General features: G+C 50.6%; 1 protein-coding gene (only partly in view). It reads right to left on the bottom strand.

What is annotated here, in order from left to right; genetic code table 11:
• Nucleotides 1-20,772, bottom strand: partial view of a DUF5776 domain-containing protein gene (locus ACSYTJ_RS01130; RefSeq protein ID WP_491719948.1) — the 5' portion only. It extends 7,536 nt beyond the left edge of the window; the window shows 20,772 of its 28,308 coding nt (coding positions 1-20,772); the start codon lies at nt 20,770-20,772; its stop codon lies off the left edge, out of view.

Below are 20,772 nucleotides of genomic sequence, written 5' to 3'. Positions count from 1 at the left end.
CTGTTCCGCATTCGCCCGCGCAGCCTTCACTGCATCGGAAGCAGAACTAGCGGCTGTTTCTTGTTCAACCGCAAGACTGGTCATTGCAGATGCCGTTTCTGGATCGTTGTTATTAGCAGCTGATGAAGCAATGGCTGCGTATGAACTAGCAGCATCGCGCGCATCGTTAGCCGCCTTAGTTTGTTGATCGGCAACCTGGCTGGCCGCACTAGCAGTTGCAGCGGCTTGGTGAGCAGCTTCGCTAGCGGCCGTGGCTTGACTGACCGCTTGGTTAGCTTCAGCAGCAGCGCTAACCACGTTTTGGTTTTGTTGATTATCAGCTAGGATTTGCGCTACTGATGAGGCCGTGGCAATCGCACTTTGCTTAGCAGCATCAACAGCATTGGAAGCCGTATTCACTGCAGAAGATGCATCGGTAATTGCTTGACTATCAGTTGCAGCAGAGCTAGCGGCCTGCTTAGCATTTTCAGCAGCTTCGCTCGCCCGTTGTGCACTGGTGCTAGCGTTAAAGCCATCCGCTAATAGTTGGGCATCCCCAGCTGCGGAGGTCGCCTGAACAACCGCAGCACTAGCTACAGAAGCAGCATCGGTGGCAATCTTAGCATAACTTTCAGCGGCAACACTAGCGGATGAAGCATTCGTGCTTTGTTGCTTAGCAATCGTTGCTTGAGCAGCAGCAGAATCAGCGGCCTGACTCGCAGCTAAGCTATAGGCACTCACTTTATCAATATTACCAACCGCAGCATAGCTTTTGGCAAGCGCAGCGTTATCGGCATTGACCTGTGCAAAACTACTTGCTGCATCCCGCGCCACATTGGCAGCACTAGCGGCTTGACTGGCATCGGCTATGGCTGATTGAACAGCGGAGTTAGCACCATTCGCCACGTCATTGGCGGAACTAGCGACGCTGTTAGCAACCGTGGCCGCACTGACCGCACTACTCATTCCTGAAACGGATGGGTGCGCAGTGGCCAGCGAGTTAACTGCACTAAGCGCAGAACTAGTGGTAGCAGCAGCGCTGTTCGTAACACCGACAGCACTACTTGCTAATTCAGCAGATGAGCTAGCGTAATTACTTTCGGTCGCAGTCCCACTGTAATCGCGGTTAGCACCAGAAGCAGCGCTAGCGGCATCATCTACAGCCGCACTGGCTCTGGCAACGTTCTTGTCAATCGTTGCGTTGTTATTGAAAGCATCAGCGGCGGCATCTTGGGCAGCCTGCAATGCATTATTTGCAGCGGTTTTCGCAGCATTCGCTGCGTCGGAAGCAGCATTCACGCTTTGCAGTGCTTGTTCAGCATTTGCCCGTGCAGATTTAACCGCATCGGAAGCAGATGATGCAGCCGTTTCTTGGACAATGGCGTTGCTAGTGGCTACGCTGGCCGTTTCTGGATCGAAATTCTTAGCAGCGGATGCGGCAACGGCGGCATATGAACTAGCGGCATCGCGTGCGTCGTTAGCAACCTGCGTTTGTTGATCAGCAACTTGACTAGCGGCACTCGCGTTAGCAGCAGCAATGCTAGCGGCTTGGGCGGCAGCGCTGGCTTGACTGGCAGCTTGGTGCGCTGCGGAGGCAGCACTAATGATGTTTTTATTCTCTGGATTATTAGCTTGCAGATTGGCAGCTGATGCAGCAGCAGCACTGGCGCTTTGCTTAGCAATATCAGCAGCAGTATAAGCCATATCGACAGCTGATGAGACATTAGTAATCGCTTGACTATCGGTCGCAGCTGATGCAGCAGCTTGCTTAGCATTTTCAGCGGCTTCGGAAGCCCGTTGCGCACTCGCACTGGCGTTAAAGCCATTTGCTAATAGGTTGGCATCGTCAACTGCAGAACTAGCCATCGAAAAGGCGATATTTGCTTGAGTTACAGCAGATGTGGCTTGATTAGCATAACTTTCAGCAGCCATGCTAGCGGAGAAAGCAATCGCACTTTGGTCGTTCGCACTAGTAGCCTGAGCGGCAGCTGAATCAGCAGCAACGCTGGCGGCTTGACTGTAGAAGTTAGCACTATCAACGTTCCCCTCATTCGCAAAGCTATTGGCTAAGAATGCATTGGCAGCGTTAACTTGTGCATAGCTGGCCACGGCATCGCGCGCCACGTTAGCAGCACTGGCAGCTTGACTCGCCTTGGCTAATTCAGCTTGGGCAGCGGAGTTAGCAGCACTGGCAGTCTGGTTTGCAGCACTCGCAGTTGCGTCAGCAGAACCAGCATTCATGATTGCAGAGTTCATTCCAGAAAGCCCCGCATGGTGAGCGGCAATCGAGTTGATTGCACTAACGGCAGAACTAGTGGTTTCAGCAACACTGGCAGTGAATGAAGCCGCACTACTTGCAATCAAGGCCGATGAACTAGCATTTTGGCTTTGAATTTCGGCACCATTGTAATTACGGTTGGCACCAGCAGCAGCAGAGCTGGCATCAATAGCGGCACTGCTTATCCGTGCGATATCGTTAGCAACTCCCGCACTCGTAGCATTGACCTGGTCAACAGCCGATTGGGCTGCTTGAGTCGCCTGAGCAGTCGCACTATTTGCAGCACTGGCAGCTTGACCAGCTTGGCTGACGTTTTGTGCGGCCGCTTCAGCAGCTGCACGCGCAGATTGGACAGCAACAGAAGCTGATTGGGCAGCCTGTTCTTGGATAATCGCAAGGCTATTCAAGTAATCAGCAGTCGCAGGATCATGATCTAAGGCAGCGGATTGAGCCAATGAAGCATAGCTACTTGCTTGTTCCTTAGCAGCTTGGGCCGCTTGATTCTGTTGATCAGCAACGGAACTAGCACTTTGGAACGTGCTTTGTGCGTCGGTGGCAGCTTGACTGGCAGCTACTGCTTGACTAGCAGCTGAATTAGCAGCCGAAGCAGCACTGGCAAGCGAACTGTTCTGAGAATGTGCAGCAAATAATTGGTTGGCCTCATCGGCAACACTGGCAGCTTGGATCGCGTTAACTGAAGCCGCACTGGATGCAGTATCGACCCCACTAGCTGTACTTACCACCGCTTGGTTATCGGCGTTGGCCCCACTAGCGGCGATCGATGCATTCTGAGCTGCTTCGTTCGCCCGTTGCGCACTTGATCCAGCGTTAAAGTCATTTACCAGCGATTGAGCCGTACTAGATGCACTGGCAGCATATTGAGCAGCGTTAGCGGCGCTGATTGATGCACTCAGAGCATCTTGTGCATAACTTGAAGCAGCTTCACTGGCGGATGATGCCGATATACTATTTTCTTTGGCAGCGGATGCAAAGTTAGCAACGTCAACGGCAGCTTGACTAGCAGCCTGACTGTACTTCGTCGCATTTTCCACATCCCCAAGCGCAGCATAACTATTGGCTAATGAAGCATTGCTTGAGTTAACAGCAACAGCACTCAATGCACCATCACGAGCAACATTGGCGGCAGAAGCAGCAACACTCGCCTTCGCCAATTCGGATTGAGCACTAGCGTTCGCAACACTAGCAGTCGAACTAGCAACACTGGCATAGTTGGCAGCCTGAACGGCAGTGCTAACGGCACTGCTTACTCCTGAAACGTTGGAAGCGCTACTCATTAATTGCTCTGCACCATTTGCAGCAGCACTGGCAGCTTGATTTGCACTCGCAGCATCATTTGCCACACTATTTGCCAGTGATGCGGATGAACTAGCGTGACTACTTTCGCTGCTAGTCCCACTGTAATCACGGTTGGCACCAGCGGCATCAGCTTCAGCATCTTCAGCGGCATTGGTTGCTTTTTCAATATCACTGGCGACACCAGAATTAGTAGCACTCGCCTGTTGAGCAGCATTAATAGCATCGGTTGTGGCCTTATTGGCGGCATCAGTAGCAACACTGGCGGCATTCGATGCATCAACAGCGGATTGAGCAGCCTTTTGTGCATCTGACAATGCAGCCTTAACCGCATCAGAAGCAGTCGAAGCGACTTGTTCTTGAGCAATTGCTGAACTGGTCATTTCTGCAGCCGTCTTTGGATCGTGATTATTGGCAGCCGATTGAGCCAAGTCAGCAAAGCTCTTAGCAGCGGAACTAGCTTGGTTGGCGATTGAGATTTGTTGATCAGCGGTAGTACTTGCTGATTGAGCCAATGAATATGCAGAATTAGCAGCAGAACTAGCGGCAACGGCCTGACTAGCAGCAACGGAAGCAGCACTCGAAGCGACTGCGACAGATTGGTTTTGCGGGTTGGCAACCACAAGGTCGGACGCCTTGCTAGAAGCCATTAGAGCATCCATGGCAGTACTATTAGCAGCACTGGATGCAACACTCGCATTATCATTTGCCGTGGTGATTGCTTGACTATCAGTCGCAGCTGAACTAGCAGCCTGCTTAGCATTTTCAGCGGCTTCAGATGCCCGTTGCGCGCTGGAACCAGCGTTAAAGTCATCAACTAATGATTGAGCAGCCTTGACCGCATTCGATGCATCGTTAGCAGCATCAGCAGCGGCACTGGAGGCATCTTTAGCAGTTATGGCATAAATAGCAGCAGCTGAGCTAGCATTAGCGGCAGCTTCACTGTGGTCCTTAGCAATCGAAGTTTGGGTTTCAGCGGCACTAGCGAAAGCATTGGCAGCCTGGCTATACTTAGCAGCATTTTCAACATCCCCAAGCGCCGCATAACTATTTGCCAATGAAGCGTTCGATGCATTAGCAGCAGCGGCATCAATTGCGCTATCACGTGCAGCATCGGCATCGCTGGCGGCTTGCTTGGCCTTGGCCAATTCAGCTTGGGCACTAGCATTAGCTTCACTCACAGCGGAATTAGCAGCACTGGTCTTAGCATATGCTTCGCTGGCAGCACTGATGGCCGAGTTCATTGATGGAACGTTTGAATTTTGCGCAGCAATGCTACTTACCGCATCGACTGCTTGGCTGGCAATTTGGTTGGCAGAACTAACCGCTACAGAAGCACTACTTGCTAATGAAGCCGATGAACTAGCATGATCACTTTCGGTGGCCGTTCCGCTGTAATCGCGGTTGGCACCAGAAGCAGCGGCGCTCGCATCAACGACGGCATTCGAAGCTCTTGCAACATCATTAGCCACGTTTTTATTCGTATCACCAGCAGTATTAGCAGCACTTGTGGCAGCATTGAGCTGGTTAGTTGCTTCACTAGCGGCAGATTGGGCAGCGGAATTAGCAGCACTGGCGTCCTTTGCAGCTTGATCAGCAGTCTCAAGAGCAGCACTGGCAGCGCTGGATGCTTGGTTCGCTAGGTTGGCTTGGGCAACGGCAGCACTGGCCAATTCAGCGGCGGTGGCTGAATCGTGATTATTTGCTGCGGATTGAGCTTGACTAGCCAACGAGTTCGCAGCACTGAATGCAGAATTAGCGATACTGGATTGTTGGTTCACGGTATCGTTGGCTGCACTGATCCGATCGTTAGCAGAACTGATCGTCTGTGCAGCAGAACTAGCCAATGCACTAGCTGAATCGGCAGCACTGGCGGCACTGACTACGGAACTATTATTTGGATTGTTAGAACGAAGCGTATCGGCTTGACTAGCGATAAGCGAGGTACTGTTGCTATTCAACGAAGTGGTTTGCGCATTATTGGAAACTGCTTGACCATCGGCAGCCACCGCCCCACTGTTATCAACAACCGCTTGGCTAGCTTGACTAGCTTCCTGGGCGGCATTCGATGCTCGTTTGGCACTTTGATCAGCATCGGCAGAGGCAGCCAGGTCTTGAGCCTGTTCAGCCGCACTTAACGCATTACTCTTGGCAACACTGGCGGCACTGTTGAATCCACTGGCCGCACTAGCATGGTCGTTAGCAGCATTACTGTGGTTCACAGCATCTTGACTCGCTTGACTAGCTGCTTGGGCCGCTTCAACGGCACTGTTAGCAGCTGCGCTGGCGGCTAAGCTGTACAGGTTCGCATTTTCACTATCCCCTTGATTAGCAGCATCAACGGCAGCAGCAGCCGCTTCGGAAGCAGCAACGGCGTAGGAACTAGCATTGCTGTTGGCAGCACTGGCCGTAGCGTTCGCACTCGCTGCGAGGTTCGCTTCGGATTCAGCAGCTTGGTGGGCAGCGTTAGCAGAATTTGCGGCACTCGCTGCGGCTTGGTCATCGGCACTAGCAGCTTGAAGGGCCGCACTCATTCCAGAAACCTCACCATGTTTAGCGACCGCTTCGGACGCAGCAACAGCTTGGTTGTAGGCATCATGAGCAACACTGGCACTTTGGGATGCAGCAGAGTCGGCTTGGCTCGCACTTAATGAAGCCGCACTCGTCGCATTCGCAGCTGAGTTGGCCCCGTTATTAGCAGCGCTGGCTTGACTCGCAGCACTGGCAGCCAATTCGTTATTGGCGTTAGCTTGACTAATCGTGGCACTGGCTGATTCAGCAGCACTGGCGGCAGTTGAATTAGCGACACTGGCGATTGCAGCCTGTTGACTGGCCTGGTTGGCTAATTCGACCGCAGCATTGGAAGCGTTTGCGGCACTATCAGCAGCAGATTTGGCCTGGTTAGCTTGTTGGCTAGCGACTTGGTTGGCGCTACTTGCTTGATCGGCTAATGATGCCGCAGCGGATTTGTCGGCTTGCTTAGCAGCAGAACTGGCCTGTGCTGCAAAATCATTCGCAACTGAAGCAGCGGAACTGGCCTGTTGAGCAGCATTAGATGCCGATGCACTGGCTGAGTTGGCAATTGCGGATTGAGCATTAGCACTACTGATCAATTGATCAATGGCTTGACTCGCCGAATTAGCAACTGAAGCAGCGGAACTAATGACCGTATTTTGCGAGTGACTGGCAGCTTGAGCGGCGGCTTCGGCAGCAGCAGTTGAAGCGGCTTGTGAAAAGCCACTCGTCTTCGCATTCGTTTCATCAGTGGCCTTCGAATCATTTTGGGCCGCGGATGCATACCGATCAGCGTCGACTACGGTCGCATTCGCTTGACTCGCAGCTGAAGAAGCCCGATCACCATTTTGACTGGCATCGATCGAACCAGCTAATGATTGTGCAGCTTGGGCGGCAGATTGAGCGGTTGAATTGGCCTGACTGGCAGCGGTACTAGCTTGAATGACTTGATCAGCCTGTTGACTAGCAACGACACTCGCAGAGTTGACCGTGCTCAACGCGGTGCTAGCGGCACTCGCAGCTGAATTGGCAGCTTCGGTATTTTGCTTAGCGGTATTGCTGAATTGATCAGCAGTCGATTGATCACCTGCTTGAGCGGCGCTAATGGCCTGACTAGCAGCACTAGATGCATCATTGTAGTATTTCGCTGCATCTTGAGCCGCGGTGCTAGCGGTGTTATTAGCAGCGCTGGCAACCTGGTTGGCACTATTAGCGAGGCTCGCAGCAGCATCAGCCTGACTTGCGGCCTCAGAAGCAGCACTCGCAGCACTGGCAGCAGTTGAATTAGCATTGCTAATGCCAGCATCGCTGTAACTGTTGGCAACTGCACTCGCCACTTCAGCAGCTTGGGAGGCTGCTTCAGCAGAAATAGCGGCGTCACTAGCATTCAAGGCGGCAGAATTAACAGCGTTGCTGGTTGCGGTAAATGATTGTCCCGCTTGATCTGCTTGGGCGACAGCTTGTGAATTGGCCGTCGATGCAGTATTGACATCATTATTGACCCCATCAGACGTCTGGTTAGCGGAATCAGCGGCAGCACTGGCGGTGTTATAGGCACTTTGCGCCAATGCGGACGCTGCATCGGCAGCATTAGAAGCTGCGATTGCCTTACTTGCGGCGGCATCAGCATCGCTTGCGGCTTGGCTAGCGGCTGCGATTGAACGATTTGCTTCGTTAGCGTATTGGCTGGCTTGATCGGCAAAATTAGCGGCGGCACTAGGATCGTTGTTCAAGGCGGCAGAACTAGCTTGTTGCGCTAGCGAATCGGCAATTTCAGCATTTGAAACCGCCAATGAAGTCGCTTCAGCAGCCTTACTATTGGCGTTACTTGCTGCAATCGTCGCTGCGTTTTTATCATCCTTTGCTGCGCTCGCCTGGGCAGTAGCCTCACTAGCAGCCTGGGCAGCACTGGAAATCGTTGCATTGCTTGGGTAATTAGAAAGTAGGTCGGCCACTGAGCCATTGGTCTGGACTACACTATCAATCACTGGTTGCATATCACTAGCCGTATCGTTAGTCAGTGAAGTCGAACTATCGGCTTGACTACGGTAGCTATCAGTCACGGTAGCGTTGCTGTGAGCGGCATTGGCAGCGTTACTTGCCCGATCCTTGCTTTCGTTAGCATTGGCGGACCCGGCTGCTGACTGGGCGGATTGAGTCGCGTTGCTCATCGCTTGAGCAGCCTGGCTTAATTGATCCGCTGCAGAAGCTGCTTGGGCCGCATAACTAGATGCAGCTTGGCTCGCATTCGCTGCTACACTCGATGCCGTTTGCACAGCGTTCGAAGCACTAGCGGCGGAATCGGCAGCTTGACTTGCAGCAATACTAAATGCAGTGGCATTGGAGTTATCACCAGCTAATGCAGCTGAAGTCGCGGCATCCGCATTCGATGAAGCCACCGCCGCGTACGAATTAGCGTCGTCTTGGGCAAATTCTGCCGCATCGGTAGCGGATTCGGCTACGTTCAATGCTGAGGTCGCATTACTGTTGGCAGCTGAAACCGTGCTGTTAGCTTGACTAGCCACTTCAGCATTACTATTTACGATCGATGCATATGAACTCATCGCTGGGATGTCATATTTAGCTGCATCACTTACCACGCTTTGCATATTTGAGACGGCTTGGCTGGCAATTAAGGACCCGTTGCTAGCGACAACGACGGCTTGACTCGCCTTGTCGCTATCGCTTGCGGTTGATAGATTGTTATTTGCCGCATTATTAGCGGTATCGGTTGCCCCATCAGCAGCAACTGATGCCCGTTGTGCATCGGCATTCGCACTGTTATTTAGATTGTTGATTACATCTACTGCCGAGTTGATTGCTTGATTGGCATTTTGAGCTTGCTCAGCAGCTTGACTGGCAACCGTCGAAGCCGAGTTCGCCTGTTCGGCAGCAGTATTAGCAGCATTAGTGGCTTCACTTGCCAGGTTCGCAGCTTGTTCGGCACTCAGTTGAGCAGCGGAAGCTTGATTGGCAGCACTAGCAGCACCAGAAAGATCCCCCTTGCTGGCAGCTTCACTGGCTTGACTAAGGTATCCATTGGCTTGTGAAGCATTCGAAGCCGCAATCGATGCTTGATACGATGCACTATCCTTAGCAACAGATGCAGCTGAACTAGCGGCAGCGGCACTTTGTTGGGCACTACTTGCTACACTAGCAGCGGAGTCAGCAATAGAAGCATTACTACTAATAGCACTGTGGTTTGGATATTGACTAGCATTGCTTGTGGCTTGATTAGCAGCATTAGATGCAACGGCATTGTCAGAAGTAGCACTATCATAAGCAGCACTGGCCTTCTGGGATGCAATCGTCGCAGCATCGACATCGTTGCTGGCTTGGATGGACTGATCGAATGCTTGTGAAACAGCATCTGAAGCCCGTTTGACACTTGCTTCAGCATCAGCAGAGGCGGCAATCGAGTTAGCATCGTTGATTGCTTTGTTCGCAGCGGTACTGGCAGCATCAGCAACTGCAGACTGGGCATTGGCACTTTGCGTTAAATCGTTGATCACCGCACTTGCGCTGCTAGCTAGGATTTGCGCAGCGGAGGCTGAATTAAAGGCACTGGCGGCACTATCAGCATTTTGCTTGGCAACTGAACTAGCAGTTTGAGCAGCGGAGAGATCCCCACTGGCGTTAGCGGAAAGCGCTGCAGAAGCGGCACTCGAAGCCAATGAAGCGTATTCAGCGGCTGCTGATTGTGCTTGGCTAGCGTTAGCATTAGCGGTACTCATTTGCGCAGTGGCGGATTCGACCCCACTATTGGCACTAGCGATGGCGGCAGAGGCCGAACTAGCGGCACTTTGAGCACTCGTAATTGCGGAAGCAGCACTGGAGATTCCAGCATGATCGCTGGAACCAGCGTTAGCAGCCATTGATGAAGCAGCTTGAATTGCACTTGCCGCACTATCGATGTTGGTAACGGCACTAGAGGCCGCTTGGCTGTTAGCAGCTACTTGGTCGGCTGAACTTTGGGCGGTATTAGATGCCGTTTGCACCGCAGTGTTATTATCTGAAACGGCGTTCGCAGCGGAACTGGCCCGATCAGCATCACTATTAACACCATTTACCAATCCATCAGCAGCAATCGCAGCGGAGTTGATTGCAGAACTAGCTGCATTGATCAATTCAGCAGCCGATTGAGCAACGGCAAGGTCACTGTTGGCTCGCGTAGCAGCACTCGACGCTGCAACATCAGCGTTACTTGCATCGATTGCAGCTTGGCTAGCTAGCTTTTCAGCGGCAGCAGCGGAGTTTGCAGCCGTTGCGGCGGCGTCCGGATCACTGTTCGAAGCGGCTGCACTAGCAGCAGCGTAGTAACTTTGTGCATCGATCAATGCCTGACTCGCAACGCTAGCGGCGGAATCAACAGTTGACTTAGCGGCCGCGGCAGCAGAGCTAGCGATGCTAGCATCATTATTCGCCCAACTAGTTTGAGCAACGGCATTACTGATTACCGTGGCGGCAGAATTGATAATTGGGTTATTGGAATATTGACCTGCCTGCGTGTTAGCAGCCGTCGCATTTGAACTAACGGCCGTGTTAATTGAATCGGTAGCAGAACTAGCTGAACTAGCGTTAGTGGAATTGTTAGCAGCATCGTTAACATTAACGTTGATTGCTGAACTGGCCTTATCAACTGAATTAACAGCGTTACTTGCCCGCTTAGCACTAAGTGAGGCGTCTGCAAATGCTGCGATTGATTGAGCATCATCGGCAGCCGCACTCGCAATCGTGGCGTTATCAACTGCCGTTTGATATGCAGAGTTAGCAGCTGATTCAGCATCAAAGGCACTCTGGGTGGCTTGAGAAGCTGCTTGGTAGGCACTGGAAGCCCCATTTGAAGCAACTTCTGCAGAATCAGCAGCCGCCTTAGCAGCATTACTATAAGCACTCGCAGCCGCACTGTCACCGTTGTTAGCGGCACTGATTGCTGCAGCAGCGGCACTAGATGCATCGTTAGCATAGCTAGTTGCATCGGTGCTAAAGTTCTGGGCAGCTTGGGCAGCACTACTTGCAAGCGTGGATGCCTTTTGGGTCTCTTGATTAGCTGAATTAGCAATTGAAGCAGCGATTGAAGCCTGTTCGGATGCACTGGAAGCCTTCGCAGAGGCGGAGCTCATCCCAGAAGCATCTGAGTACTTGGATGCAGCCGCGCTGGCAATTGAGTTGGCTTCACTAGCGGCACTCGATGCCTCCCGCGCTTGTTGAGCAGCTTCGTTAGCATTGCTAGCGGCAACACTGGCGGTGTTATTTGCGGAGGAAGCGGAGGTGCTATCACTATTAGCGTTGTTAGCATCGACCTTCGCGGATGCGGCAGCACTCGAGGCGCGGTTCGCATCGCTGGTGACGTTGCTTGCGCCATCGGCAAGCGCGTTCGCAATCGATTGGGCAACTGAGCTGGCACTAAGCGCCGCATAGGTAGCCGCACTGATCGTTGCAGCAGCCCCACTCGCTACTGAGGCAGCATTACTGCCATTCGCTAGGGCTTCATCTGCAGTATTTTTAGCTTCTGATACCTTCGAATTAGCGCTATCAGCATCCTTCGCTGCATTCGCCGCAGCTTGGGCATAACTATTTCCATCAGCAAATTGCGAATTAGCGTATGCTTGCGAAGCTGCTTGACTTGCGGCAGCAGCAGCACTATTGGCAGAATTTGCGATCGAATTTTGGTAGCTAGCGGCATTCGTGGCTGAATCAACGATCGATTTGGCGATTGAAGCCTGTTGACTAGCTGATTGAGCGATCACACTGGCGCTGCTTGCAGTTGAATAAGCCTCGCTGGCAGTTTGGGCAGCGTTGCTTAATGCTGGGTTATTGGAGTAGCTGCTAAAGTGTGATTGAACGTCACTATTAGCACTGGATGCAACGCTTGTCGATCCGGTGGCTGTTGAATTAGCAGCACTAGCGGTTTGTGAATATTGGTTTGCGGAATCAACGGCACTGCTAATCAATGAGTTAGCAATTGAATTCGTTTGCGCTGCATTGGATGAAGCCGCACTTGATGCAACGCTAGCGGCACTATTTCCAGATTGAACATCATTGTTAGCACTGGAAACAAAGCTATTCAATTCACTGGCGGTTTGTTCAGCAGAATGAGCCGCTGAAATGGCGTTTGAAGCAACTACTTGAGCTGAACTAGCCTGACTGGTAGCACTAGATGCTACTTGAGCCGCAGAACTAGCGGTATTGCTAGCATCGATTGCTGCTTGGACGGCAGAACTAGCAACATTCGCAGCTGATTCGGCAGCGGCAGCATGGGCGGAAGCAGCATTACTATCGCCATTAGCAACTGCTTGAGACGTTGCAGCGTGTTCACTAACCGCAACGGAAGCAGCGGAACTAGCGATTGCATCTGCTGATTTAGCAACATCAGCAGCAGAACTGGCAGTCGAGTAAGCATTTGAAGCATTCCCAGAAGCCTGACTGGCAGCCGTTGAAGCCGCCTGGGCATCTTGGTTCGCCGAACTAGCAACGCTAGCGGCAGAGGCAATCTCTGAATTGCCAGGATTATTAGAAGCAAAGTTCCCCGCATTTTCAGCTGCGGTGGAGGCTTCGGATGCAAAGGCGCTGGTTGCACTGTTGGCAGCACTAGCTTGACTGTTCAATTGGTTAGCAGAGCTAGCATTTTGACTCGCACCTGGGATTGATTCAGAACCGTTAGTTGCCTGACTAGCGGCACTGGCAGCGTTCGAGGCTGCATCGGTAGCGGAGGAAGCCTTATTACTATCACTGTTCAAGCCATCCGTAATTGCTTGTGATGCCGCACTGGCAGCATTCGATGCAGCTTGCGCAGCAGAACTCATAATCACGTTTTGATTCTGGGCCTCTTGTGCTGCACTAGTGGCAGTTTGGGCAGCAGAATTGATCTTATCGACAGCGGATTGCACTTGTCCTGCTGCTGAACTAGCGGCATTAGAAGCAGCTTCGGCATTCGATGCGGCAATCGATGCACCAGATTGATCGCCTCGATCAGCAGCTTGTGAAGCGGCGGCAGCATAAGATGCAGCGTTGCTGGTAGCTTGGCTAAGGGCAGTATTCGCTTCATCAGCAGCTTGACTAGCAGCAATGGCATCTTGGCTAGCTTGGTTAGCAGCACTGGATGCTTCTAACGCCTTGGCAGAGGCACTTGCAGTGTCAATTGCGGCATTACTAATGGCTGCAGAAGCACTCGCAACTGATGCGTTATTGCTATTCAGGCTGTTTAAGCTGTTCACCACGCTGGTTGCACTGTTAACAGCACTACCATTTGGTATGGAGGCGGTGGAAGCAGCGCTTGCTTGTGATGAAGCATCTGTAATTTGTGTTAAATCATTTTGGGCATTACTAATCGCAGTCGTTGCATTTTGACTGTTTTGGGTGGCTTGTGAATTAGCACCAGCTGCGGAACTGGCGTAACTAGCTCCACTCCCTGCGTTGTTGCGAGCGACATCAAAAGCACTCTGAGCAGCATCACGCGCCTCACTAGCGATGTTACTTGCACTATTGGCTTTACTTAAAGCAGCGCTAGCAAGCGACTCTTGAGCGGCCGCATTCGAATTAGCTTCGCTAGCCTTAATGGCTGCAGAACTAGCACTACTTGCTACCAACGATGAGGCATTCGCAATTGAAGAAGCTAGGTCAATATTGCCATTAGAAACAGCACTGGCAACTGCTGATGAGGCACTAGCAGTGTAGCTAGCGGCACTAGCAGCAACGTAAGCAGCAACAGAGGCCACCTGTGAGTAGCCATCAGCAGCTTGTTTAGCACTATTAGCATCTTGCACCGCTTGGGAAGCGTCAGAATCAGCTTGTGCAGCAAAGCTATTGGCAAAACTGATGGTGCCAGAAGCACTCTTGATCACTTCGTTATTTGGATTATTAGCTGCCATTGAACTAACATCGGCTGCAAAACTAGCAGTGGAGCTATGAGCGCTAAACACATCTGGATAGACACTGCTGGTGTTAGTAGCTAAATCAGAAGCTGAATCAGCATGTTGGCTTGCTCCAGAAGCATCGGATGATCCAGAGGCAGCTAGACTGGCAACGCTATTGGCAACGGAAGCCACACTGCTAGCCTTACTAGCGACTGTGTTAGCACTATTATTGGCAGCAGTCACAGCTGAACTAGCGGCATCATTAGCATCCTTAGCAGCTTGGGCGGCAGTCGAACTAGCAGAAGCTGCCGTACTAAAGGCCGTACTTGCTTGTTGATCAGCAGCTTCAGCGGCACTATAAGCAGCGTTAGCTGAATTAGCAGCATTGCTGGCCGCAACTTCTGCAGCGCTAGCCTGGTTCGCATAGCTGTCTGCAGCAGAATGATCACCAGCTAAGGCAGCACTGGATGTTTGCGACGATGCTAGTGAAGCCTGTTGCGCAGCTTCACTGGCTTGACTAGCAGCGATCGAAGCATTGGAATAGGCAGTCGCAGCGTTACTCTTAGCAGTTTCAACTTGCTGGGTTGCATTCGAAGCAACGCTAGCGGCAGAAATAGCAACGGAATTAGCTGAACTAGCCTTGCTATTCGCTGAAACAACATCGGCATTATCAGAATGATTGTTCGCTAAGCTACTAGTTAGTTGATTGGCTTCATTGGCAACCACGGCGTTGCTATTGGTTGCAACGTTATCTTGATTGACTTGACTAGCGTATGAATTAATTGCATCAGAAAATTGGCTTGCCCCAGAAGCATTGGATGAACCGAAAGCTGCATGACTCGCAGCACTATTTTCAACACTTGCAGCTGAATTGGCAGAGCTGGCCTTACTATTTGCAGAACTATTGGCCCGTGAATTAATTACATCAAGCGCAGAACTAGCGGTATTAAAGGCATTTGCGGCATCTGTTTGCGCTTGTGAGGCCGCGAGTGATTGTTGCTTAGCAGTATCGCTGGCGGCTGCAGCAATCACACTGGCACTTTGCGCACTCGTGGCTGCAATGCTGGCATGGATAACGGCTGCACTAGCAAGTGAGGCGTATGATTGAGCAGCTACGGTGTCGTTAGCACTCAATGCTGAAGAAGCTGCATTGACAGCACTTTGAACGTCACTAGCGGCAGCGTTGGCACTGGAAGTGTATTCGGCTGCAGCGGAAGATTGCGCAATCGCTTCGTCAGCTGCGGATTTAGCAATTGTAATTGCACTAGCCGCACTCTTAGCGGCATCATTGGCGCTACTTAAGGCTTCAACATTGACCTTAGCGGCACTTTGAATCACATCGTCAGTTGGGTAAACGGAGGCGATAGATTGGGCTTGCGTATTCTTATCATTAGTTTGAGCAGCGTAAGAACTAGCTGCATTTGAAAAATCAGAAACCACTGTCAAGGCTGATTGGGTCGCACTAGTATTAGTATTCACACCTGTGGCAGCGCTACTTGCTAGGTTAACGGCTGAACCAGCTTGACTGGTGTAATTCGATAATGCTGTATCGATATCACTAGCTTGGTTGTTCAGCTCTTTGACACGCTCACCGATCTGGTTCAATGCATCGTTAGCTGCATTGGCTGCATCTTCAGCATCCTTAGCAGCCTGTTGAGCAGTGGAATTTTGTTGATCTGCAGTTTGAGCGGCAGTCTTAGCTGCATCTTGGGCCGTTTTAGCACCTGAAGCAGCGGCACTAGCCTTATCGGCAGCAGTGCTGGCAACGGAAGCATAGGAACTAGCCAGGGAATGATTTCCATTGCTGAGTGCTTCGTGTGCAGCATCAGATGCCGCCTTAGTTGCACTCTCTTGAGCAGCAGCATAAGAAGCATAAGAAGCAGCAAGCGATGATTGGTTAGTCGCTTCATCACGGGCACTTTGAGCAGCACTTAAGGCATCGCTAGCAGCCGTGCTGGCAGCGGAGGCCTTAGCAGAAGCGCTACTTGCTTGTTGGTAAGCGTTATTGATGACTGTATCACTTGGGTATTGACTAGCGACCGATTGGGCGCCATTAGCGGCACTACTGGTGTCGCTAGCAAATGAACTGGTCTTGTTTTGCGCATCAGCGGTACTTGCAGCGTCACTTTGGGCTAAGCTAGCTTCCTGGCTTGCACCATTAGCGGCACTACTACCATAGGCTGCATAACTAGCTGCTTGAGCAGCAGATGATGCTTGGGAACTGGCCGAGTCTAGCGCTCCCGTGTTGATCTCATTGATCCGTTCTACAGCCTGGCTGGTCGCATTACTAGCATCAAGCGCTGCTTGGGACGCAGCTTGTTGCGCATTGGAAGCATTGGCTTGTGCAGTTTGGGCGGCATTAGCAGCAGCATTAGCATTATCGTTAGCTTGATTTGCGACATTTGCAGCATCACTAGCACGTGAAGCGGCTTGACTAGCGACTGCAGCGTAAGAACTAGCTAATGAATAATCACCATTTTGTACGGCTTGACTAGCAGCTGAAATTGCCGACTTAGTTGCTGAATCTTCATTAGAAGCAACAACAGCTTGGCTAGCAGCAATCGCAGCCTGACTATTAGCATCGTTTTCAGCACTTTGGGCAACGCTAGCAGCTGCAGAAGCAACTGATTGAGCACTACTTGCCAATGATTGGGCACTGTTAACAACCGATGCAGCACTACTAATGACCGCATCACTAGGGTAAGCACTAACCATCGATGAGACTTGACTACTGTCAGCGCTAACTTGATTTTGGTATGAAGTGGTTTGACTATTTTCAGCTGACGCACTATTGGCGTAGTCAACGGCAGAATTAGCATGTTGACTGGCCCCATCAGCATTCGACTGACCAACGGCAGCGTAACTAGCGGTTGAAGAAGCAGCTGACGCCATTGAACTAGCAATTGCATTACTACTACTAATTAACGTTGTTGCTTGTGATAACGCATCAGCAGCTGCGTTCGATGCAACTTGGCTGGCGGAGGCGGCGGCACTACTTTGTTGAACCGCACTATTCGACGCATCGTTAGCAGCTTGGGAGGCAGCATAGGCACTTGAAATGGCTTGTGATGCAACAGAAGCAGCCGTGCTAGCTGCACTCGCAGCATTTTGTGCGGATTGAAGCGCTGTCGATGCTTGAGCTGAATTACCAGCAGCAGAATAGCTTGCCACTACGCTCGCGGCATCAATCGCACTTTGCTTGGCAGCCGCAGCACTCGACAGTGCATTGGAAGCTGCCTGGCTAATTGAGGCGGCAGAATTAGCAATTGAAGTAGCAGCAGAACTAAGGGCGGTTGCCTGTTCAGAAGCACTTTTTGCGTCAATTGCGGCCTGACTAGCCACGCTGTTAGCACTACTGATCGTCGCATCGTGCGGATGTAGTGAAGCCAAGCTAGCAGTCACACTAGCAGCCGAACTAGCTTCAATATTGGCATTCGACACACCTAAAGAAGCCGATGCAATTGCACTTGAATCGGTTCCAACGCTATTTTCAATTGAGTTGACTTGTCTTTGCGCATTAGAAGCATTAGAAGCAGCTAGCGAAGCATTATTAACTGCTTCACTCGCCGCAATATTGTAGTCTTCCGCGGTGATCGAATTAAATAAACTATTGGCATTACTGTAAAGGGAAGCTGCTGAACTAGCCGCTTTACTAGCATTAGAAGCTGCATCAGAGGCAATTGAACGTTGCGTACTTGCAGAAGCAGCAGCAGTTGAGGCCGCCGAATTAGCAGCACTGGCTGCAGAGGCCGCAGAAATTGCTGCACTAGATAGGCTTGCGTATTGACTATCATCCCGAACCGAAGCAATTGCACTGGCCAGACTTTGTGCCACTGAGGCCGCAGAACTGGCAACGTTAGCTTGACTACTTGCATCTACGGCAAGTTGATTGGCAACGGAATTAGCTGCGGATGCTGAAGCAGCGTAGGAACTCGCGTTGCTCTTGTAGCTATTCAAAGCACTTTGGGCACTACTTAACGCTGCAGAAGCAGAAAGGTAGTCATCACGATTAACCGCATTACTATTTTGATCTAAAGTCCCCAGCATTGCGTTCAATGAATCGTTCAGTTCATTGATTGCATTCGAGTTGGCAATTGTTTGTTCGTTAAATTGGTTGGCCCCACTGTAAGCTGAAGAGAACCCGTGGGCCGCTTTACTAGCTTCGGCAGCATAGCTACTAGCGGTATTAGCTAAGGTCGCTGCTGAACTCGCATTCGAAGAGGAGGTATCCTTTTGCGCATTATTAGTGATCGTTCCAGTTTGAGTACCAGTATCAGCAACGTCAGGCGTTTTACCTGGGTTATTAATCGTCGTTTCTGTCGTGGTATTGTTCCCAGAATTCTTGATCGTATTACTTTGGTTTGACACCCCAAATTGCGCTGTCACCGTAACCGTAGTCGGTGTAGTAGCACCAACAGCGTTCAATGGCTCAACTAACGTGTAGGTGTAGCGGCCATCCGCTTGTTTAGTAAAGGCGGAAAGTGGCAGCTTAATTGTATATTGATTGGAGTAATTACCATTATTAGGAACGGTACTAGTGGCGGGTTGGTATGGGTTGGTGATCATTCCACCGTCTCGGACTTCATTCTTCCCATTCGTGGTTACCCGAACGTAAATTTCCTTTGAAGAATTAGGTAGTTCACTTAAATTAGCAGGAATATTAGCCAAAATTAACTTTGTAACCACATCGTAGCCAGAAGCGGCGTTGTTAACGGTGGTCCTTAGGTTCGAATTCCCGTTAAAGAATACACTTGGCACGGCTGAGAATTTCAGGTAGGTCGTGGTCCCATTGTTAAACTGACTTAACACACTGTTAGTGACTTCCTTACCGGAGGCATCTAGGACCTTAACGCTATTGTTGTTCACGTTAACGTAAAATTGGGCATTACTATCAATGGCCTTGTCAACTTGAGTCACAACTGAATAAGCGGTTAACGGAATTTTAGCAAATAAGGTCCCGGCACCGGTCGTGTATTGGTTATTGACCCCGTTCAGACTAAAGATCACCCTTTTCCCGGGGTTATTGATCAAAATGTTTCCTTGATTACTTAGTAATGTAAATTTAGACCCAGTCGCTCCATCGGTGGAAATTTCGGCATTCCCATCGTTCAAGACGTTCAAGTTCCCAGAGATGCTAATTAATGACCCAGAGTTAGAATTAACGGCAGAACTCCCGTGGGCGATGAAGGTCCCCCCGTTATTCACGAGCACCGTCCCGGCAATTACGTTTGGGTTGGCAGACTTAGGGTTATCAACGTGTTCAATGTCTAAGACCCCGTTATTGGTAACAGTAATGTCTCCGCTAACGTTGATTCCAGAAGCGTTCGCTTGCGGAGCGACCTTTAACGTGGCGTTATTGATTGTCACGTTGGCACCCTTCCGAACGATTAATCCGACGGAGTTGGCTCCATCAACGTTATCTTCAGGCGTTCCACTCCCATTTTTAGGCACCAGGTTCATGGTTGAGCCTTCATTTAACGTTAACCCACCGGAAAGGTCGATTACGTTCCCCCCGAAGTCATACCCATTGTAGGTACTGCCCTTCATTAAGGACATTTGTGAAATTTGGAGATTTTGTTGGTTGACAGAACCGTCATTTCTGTTTCCCTGGGTAACAACTGTCTGGAAGTCATTTCCATTGATCACACTGGTGTATTTCCCGACCGAATTAACGTTTACGGTTCCAAAAATCTGCACGTTAGCGTTGGTGGCGTTCACCAATTGTGATCCAGTATAGGTAATATTAGAGTAGTTGATCGTTCCGGCTTTATTGGTCCCTGCGGTCCCAATCTTAACCGGGCCATAGTAGTTGGTCCCGTACATGGTAAGGTTCTTCACTGTTACTACGGCATTGGCAGCCCCACCGTTAAATCCATAACCAGCGGCCCCAAAGTCAATTGAGTGCCCCTGCCCATCAATGGTGATCGATGATTTACTACTAAGGTTAATATTGGTTCCACCAGCCCCCTTATTCCCAAAGTCATCGGTGACCTTAATCACCGCAACACTGGTGTTTCTCATGGCAGCATCAAACGCAGCCCAAGTTCCAACATAGGCAACACTGCCGGATTCGGCAGGTAGGCTACTGTAGTCGGCACTATCAGAAGTGCTGGCTGCTCGATCGGTCAAACTATTGGTCGTTACATCAACATCAGAAGTCGTCTCAACGGCCGCTCTAGCTAACAAGTCGCTTTCGTTGATTCCAGATAATGAATCAGCGCTGACGGTAACGGCGGAGAGTTGGTTCACGCTGGCAGAAGATGCACTGCTATTAGCATCTTCTGCGCTGCTTGAGCTGACGTTACTGGATGATTGACTGCTTTTCGATGCTGATGAAGATGCATTAGAGCTCTTTGAAGTCGTTGAAGAACTGCTACTGCTCTCTAATGAAACTGATGCAACACTGCTAATCACGCTGGCAGAATTACTACTACCACTTGATTGATCGGCTGAACTAGTATCCGTGCTTGAACTGTTACTGCTGATACTATAATTCATGATCGTTGCATCTGAAGATGCGCTGACCGTGCTTTCACTGGAATTATTTTCAGCACTGGTAACGCTAGCGGCACCGCTTTGTTGGGAAGAAGCAACCGTTGGCTGGCTACTATCACTAGCGACACTACTAGTGTTATTACTATCGCTATCCTCATTAGATGAAGAATAGTTAGAAGAACTGGTATTCGCATGTGCTAAAACGGATTGTCCAGACAACACGCCCGCACCTAATACAGTAAACATTGATAGTGACACCACTACCCATTGTTTTTTAACCTTCCGAAGTACTTTTTTATCATTTACTTTATTAATTTTAAATTTGTTATAGAGCAA

This window comes from Nicoliella sp. ESL1113 (assembly GCF_058509245.1).
This window is presented reverse-complemented; position numbering and strand designations above follow the sequence as displayed.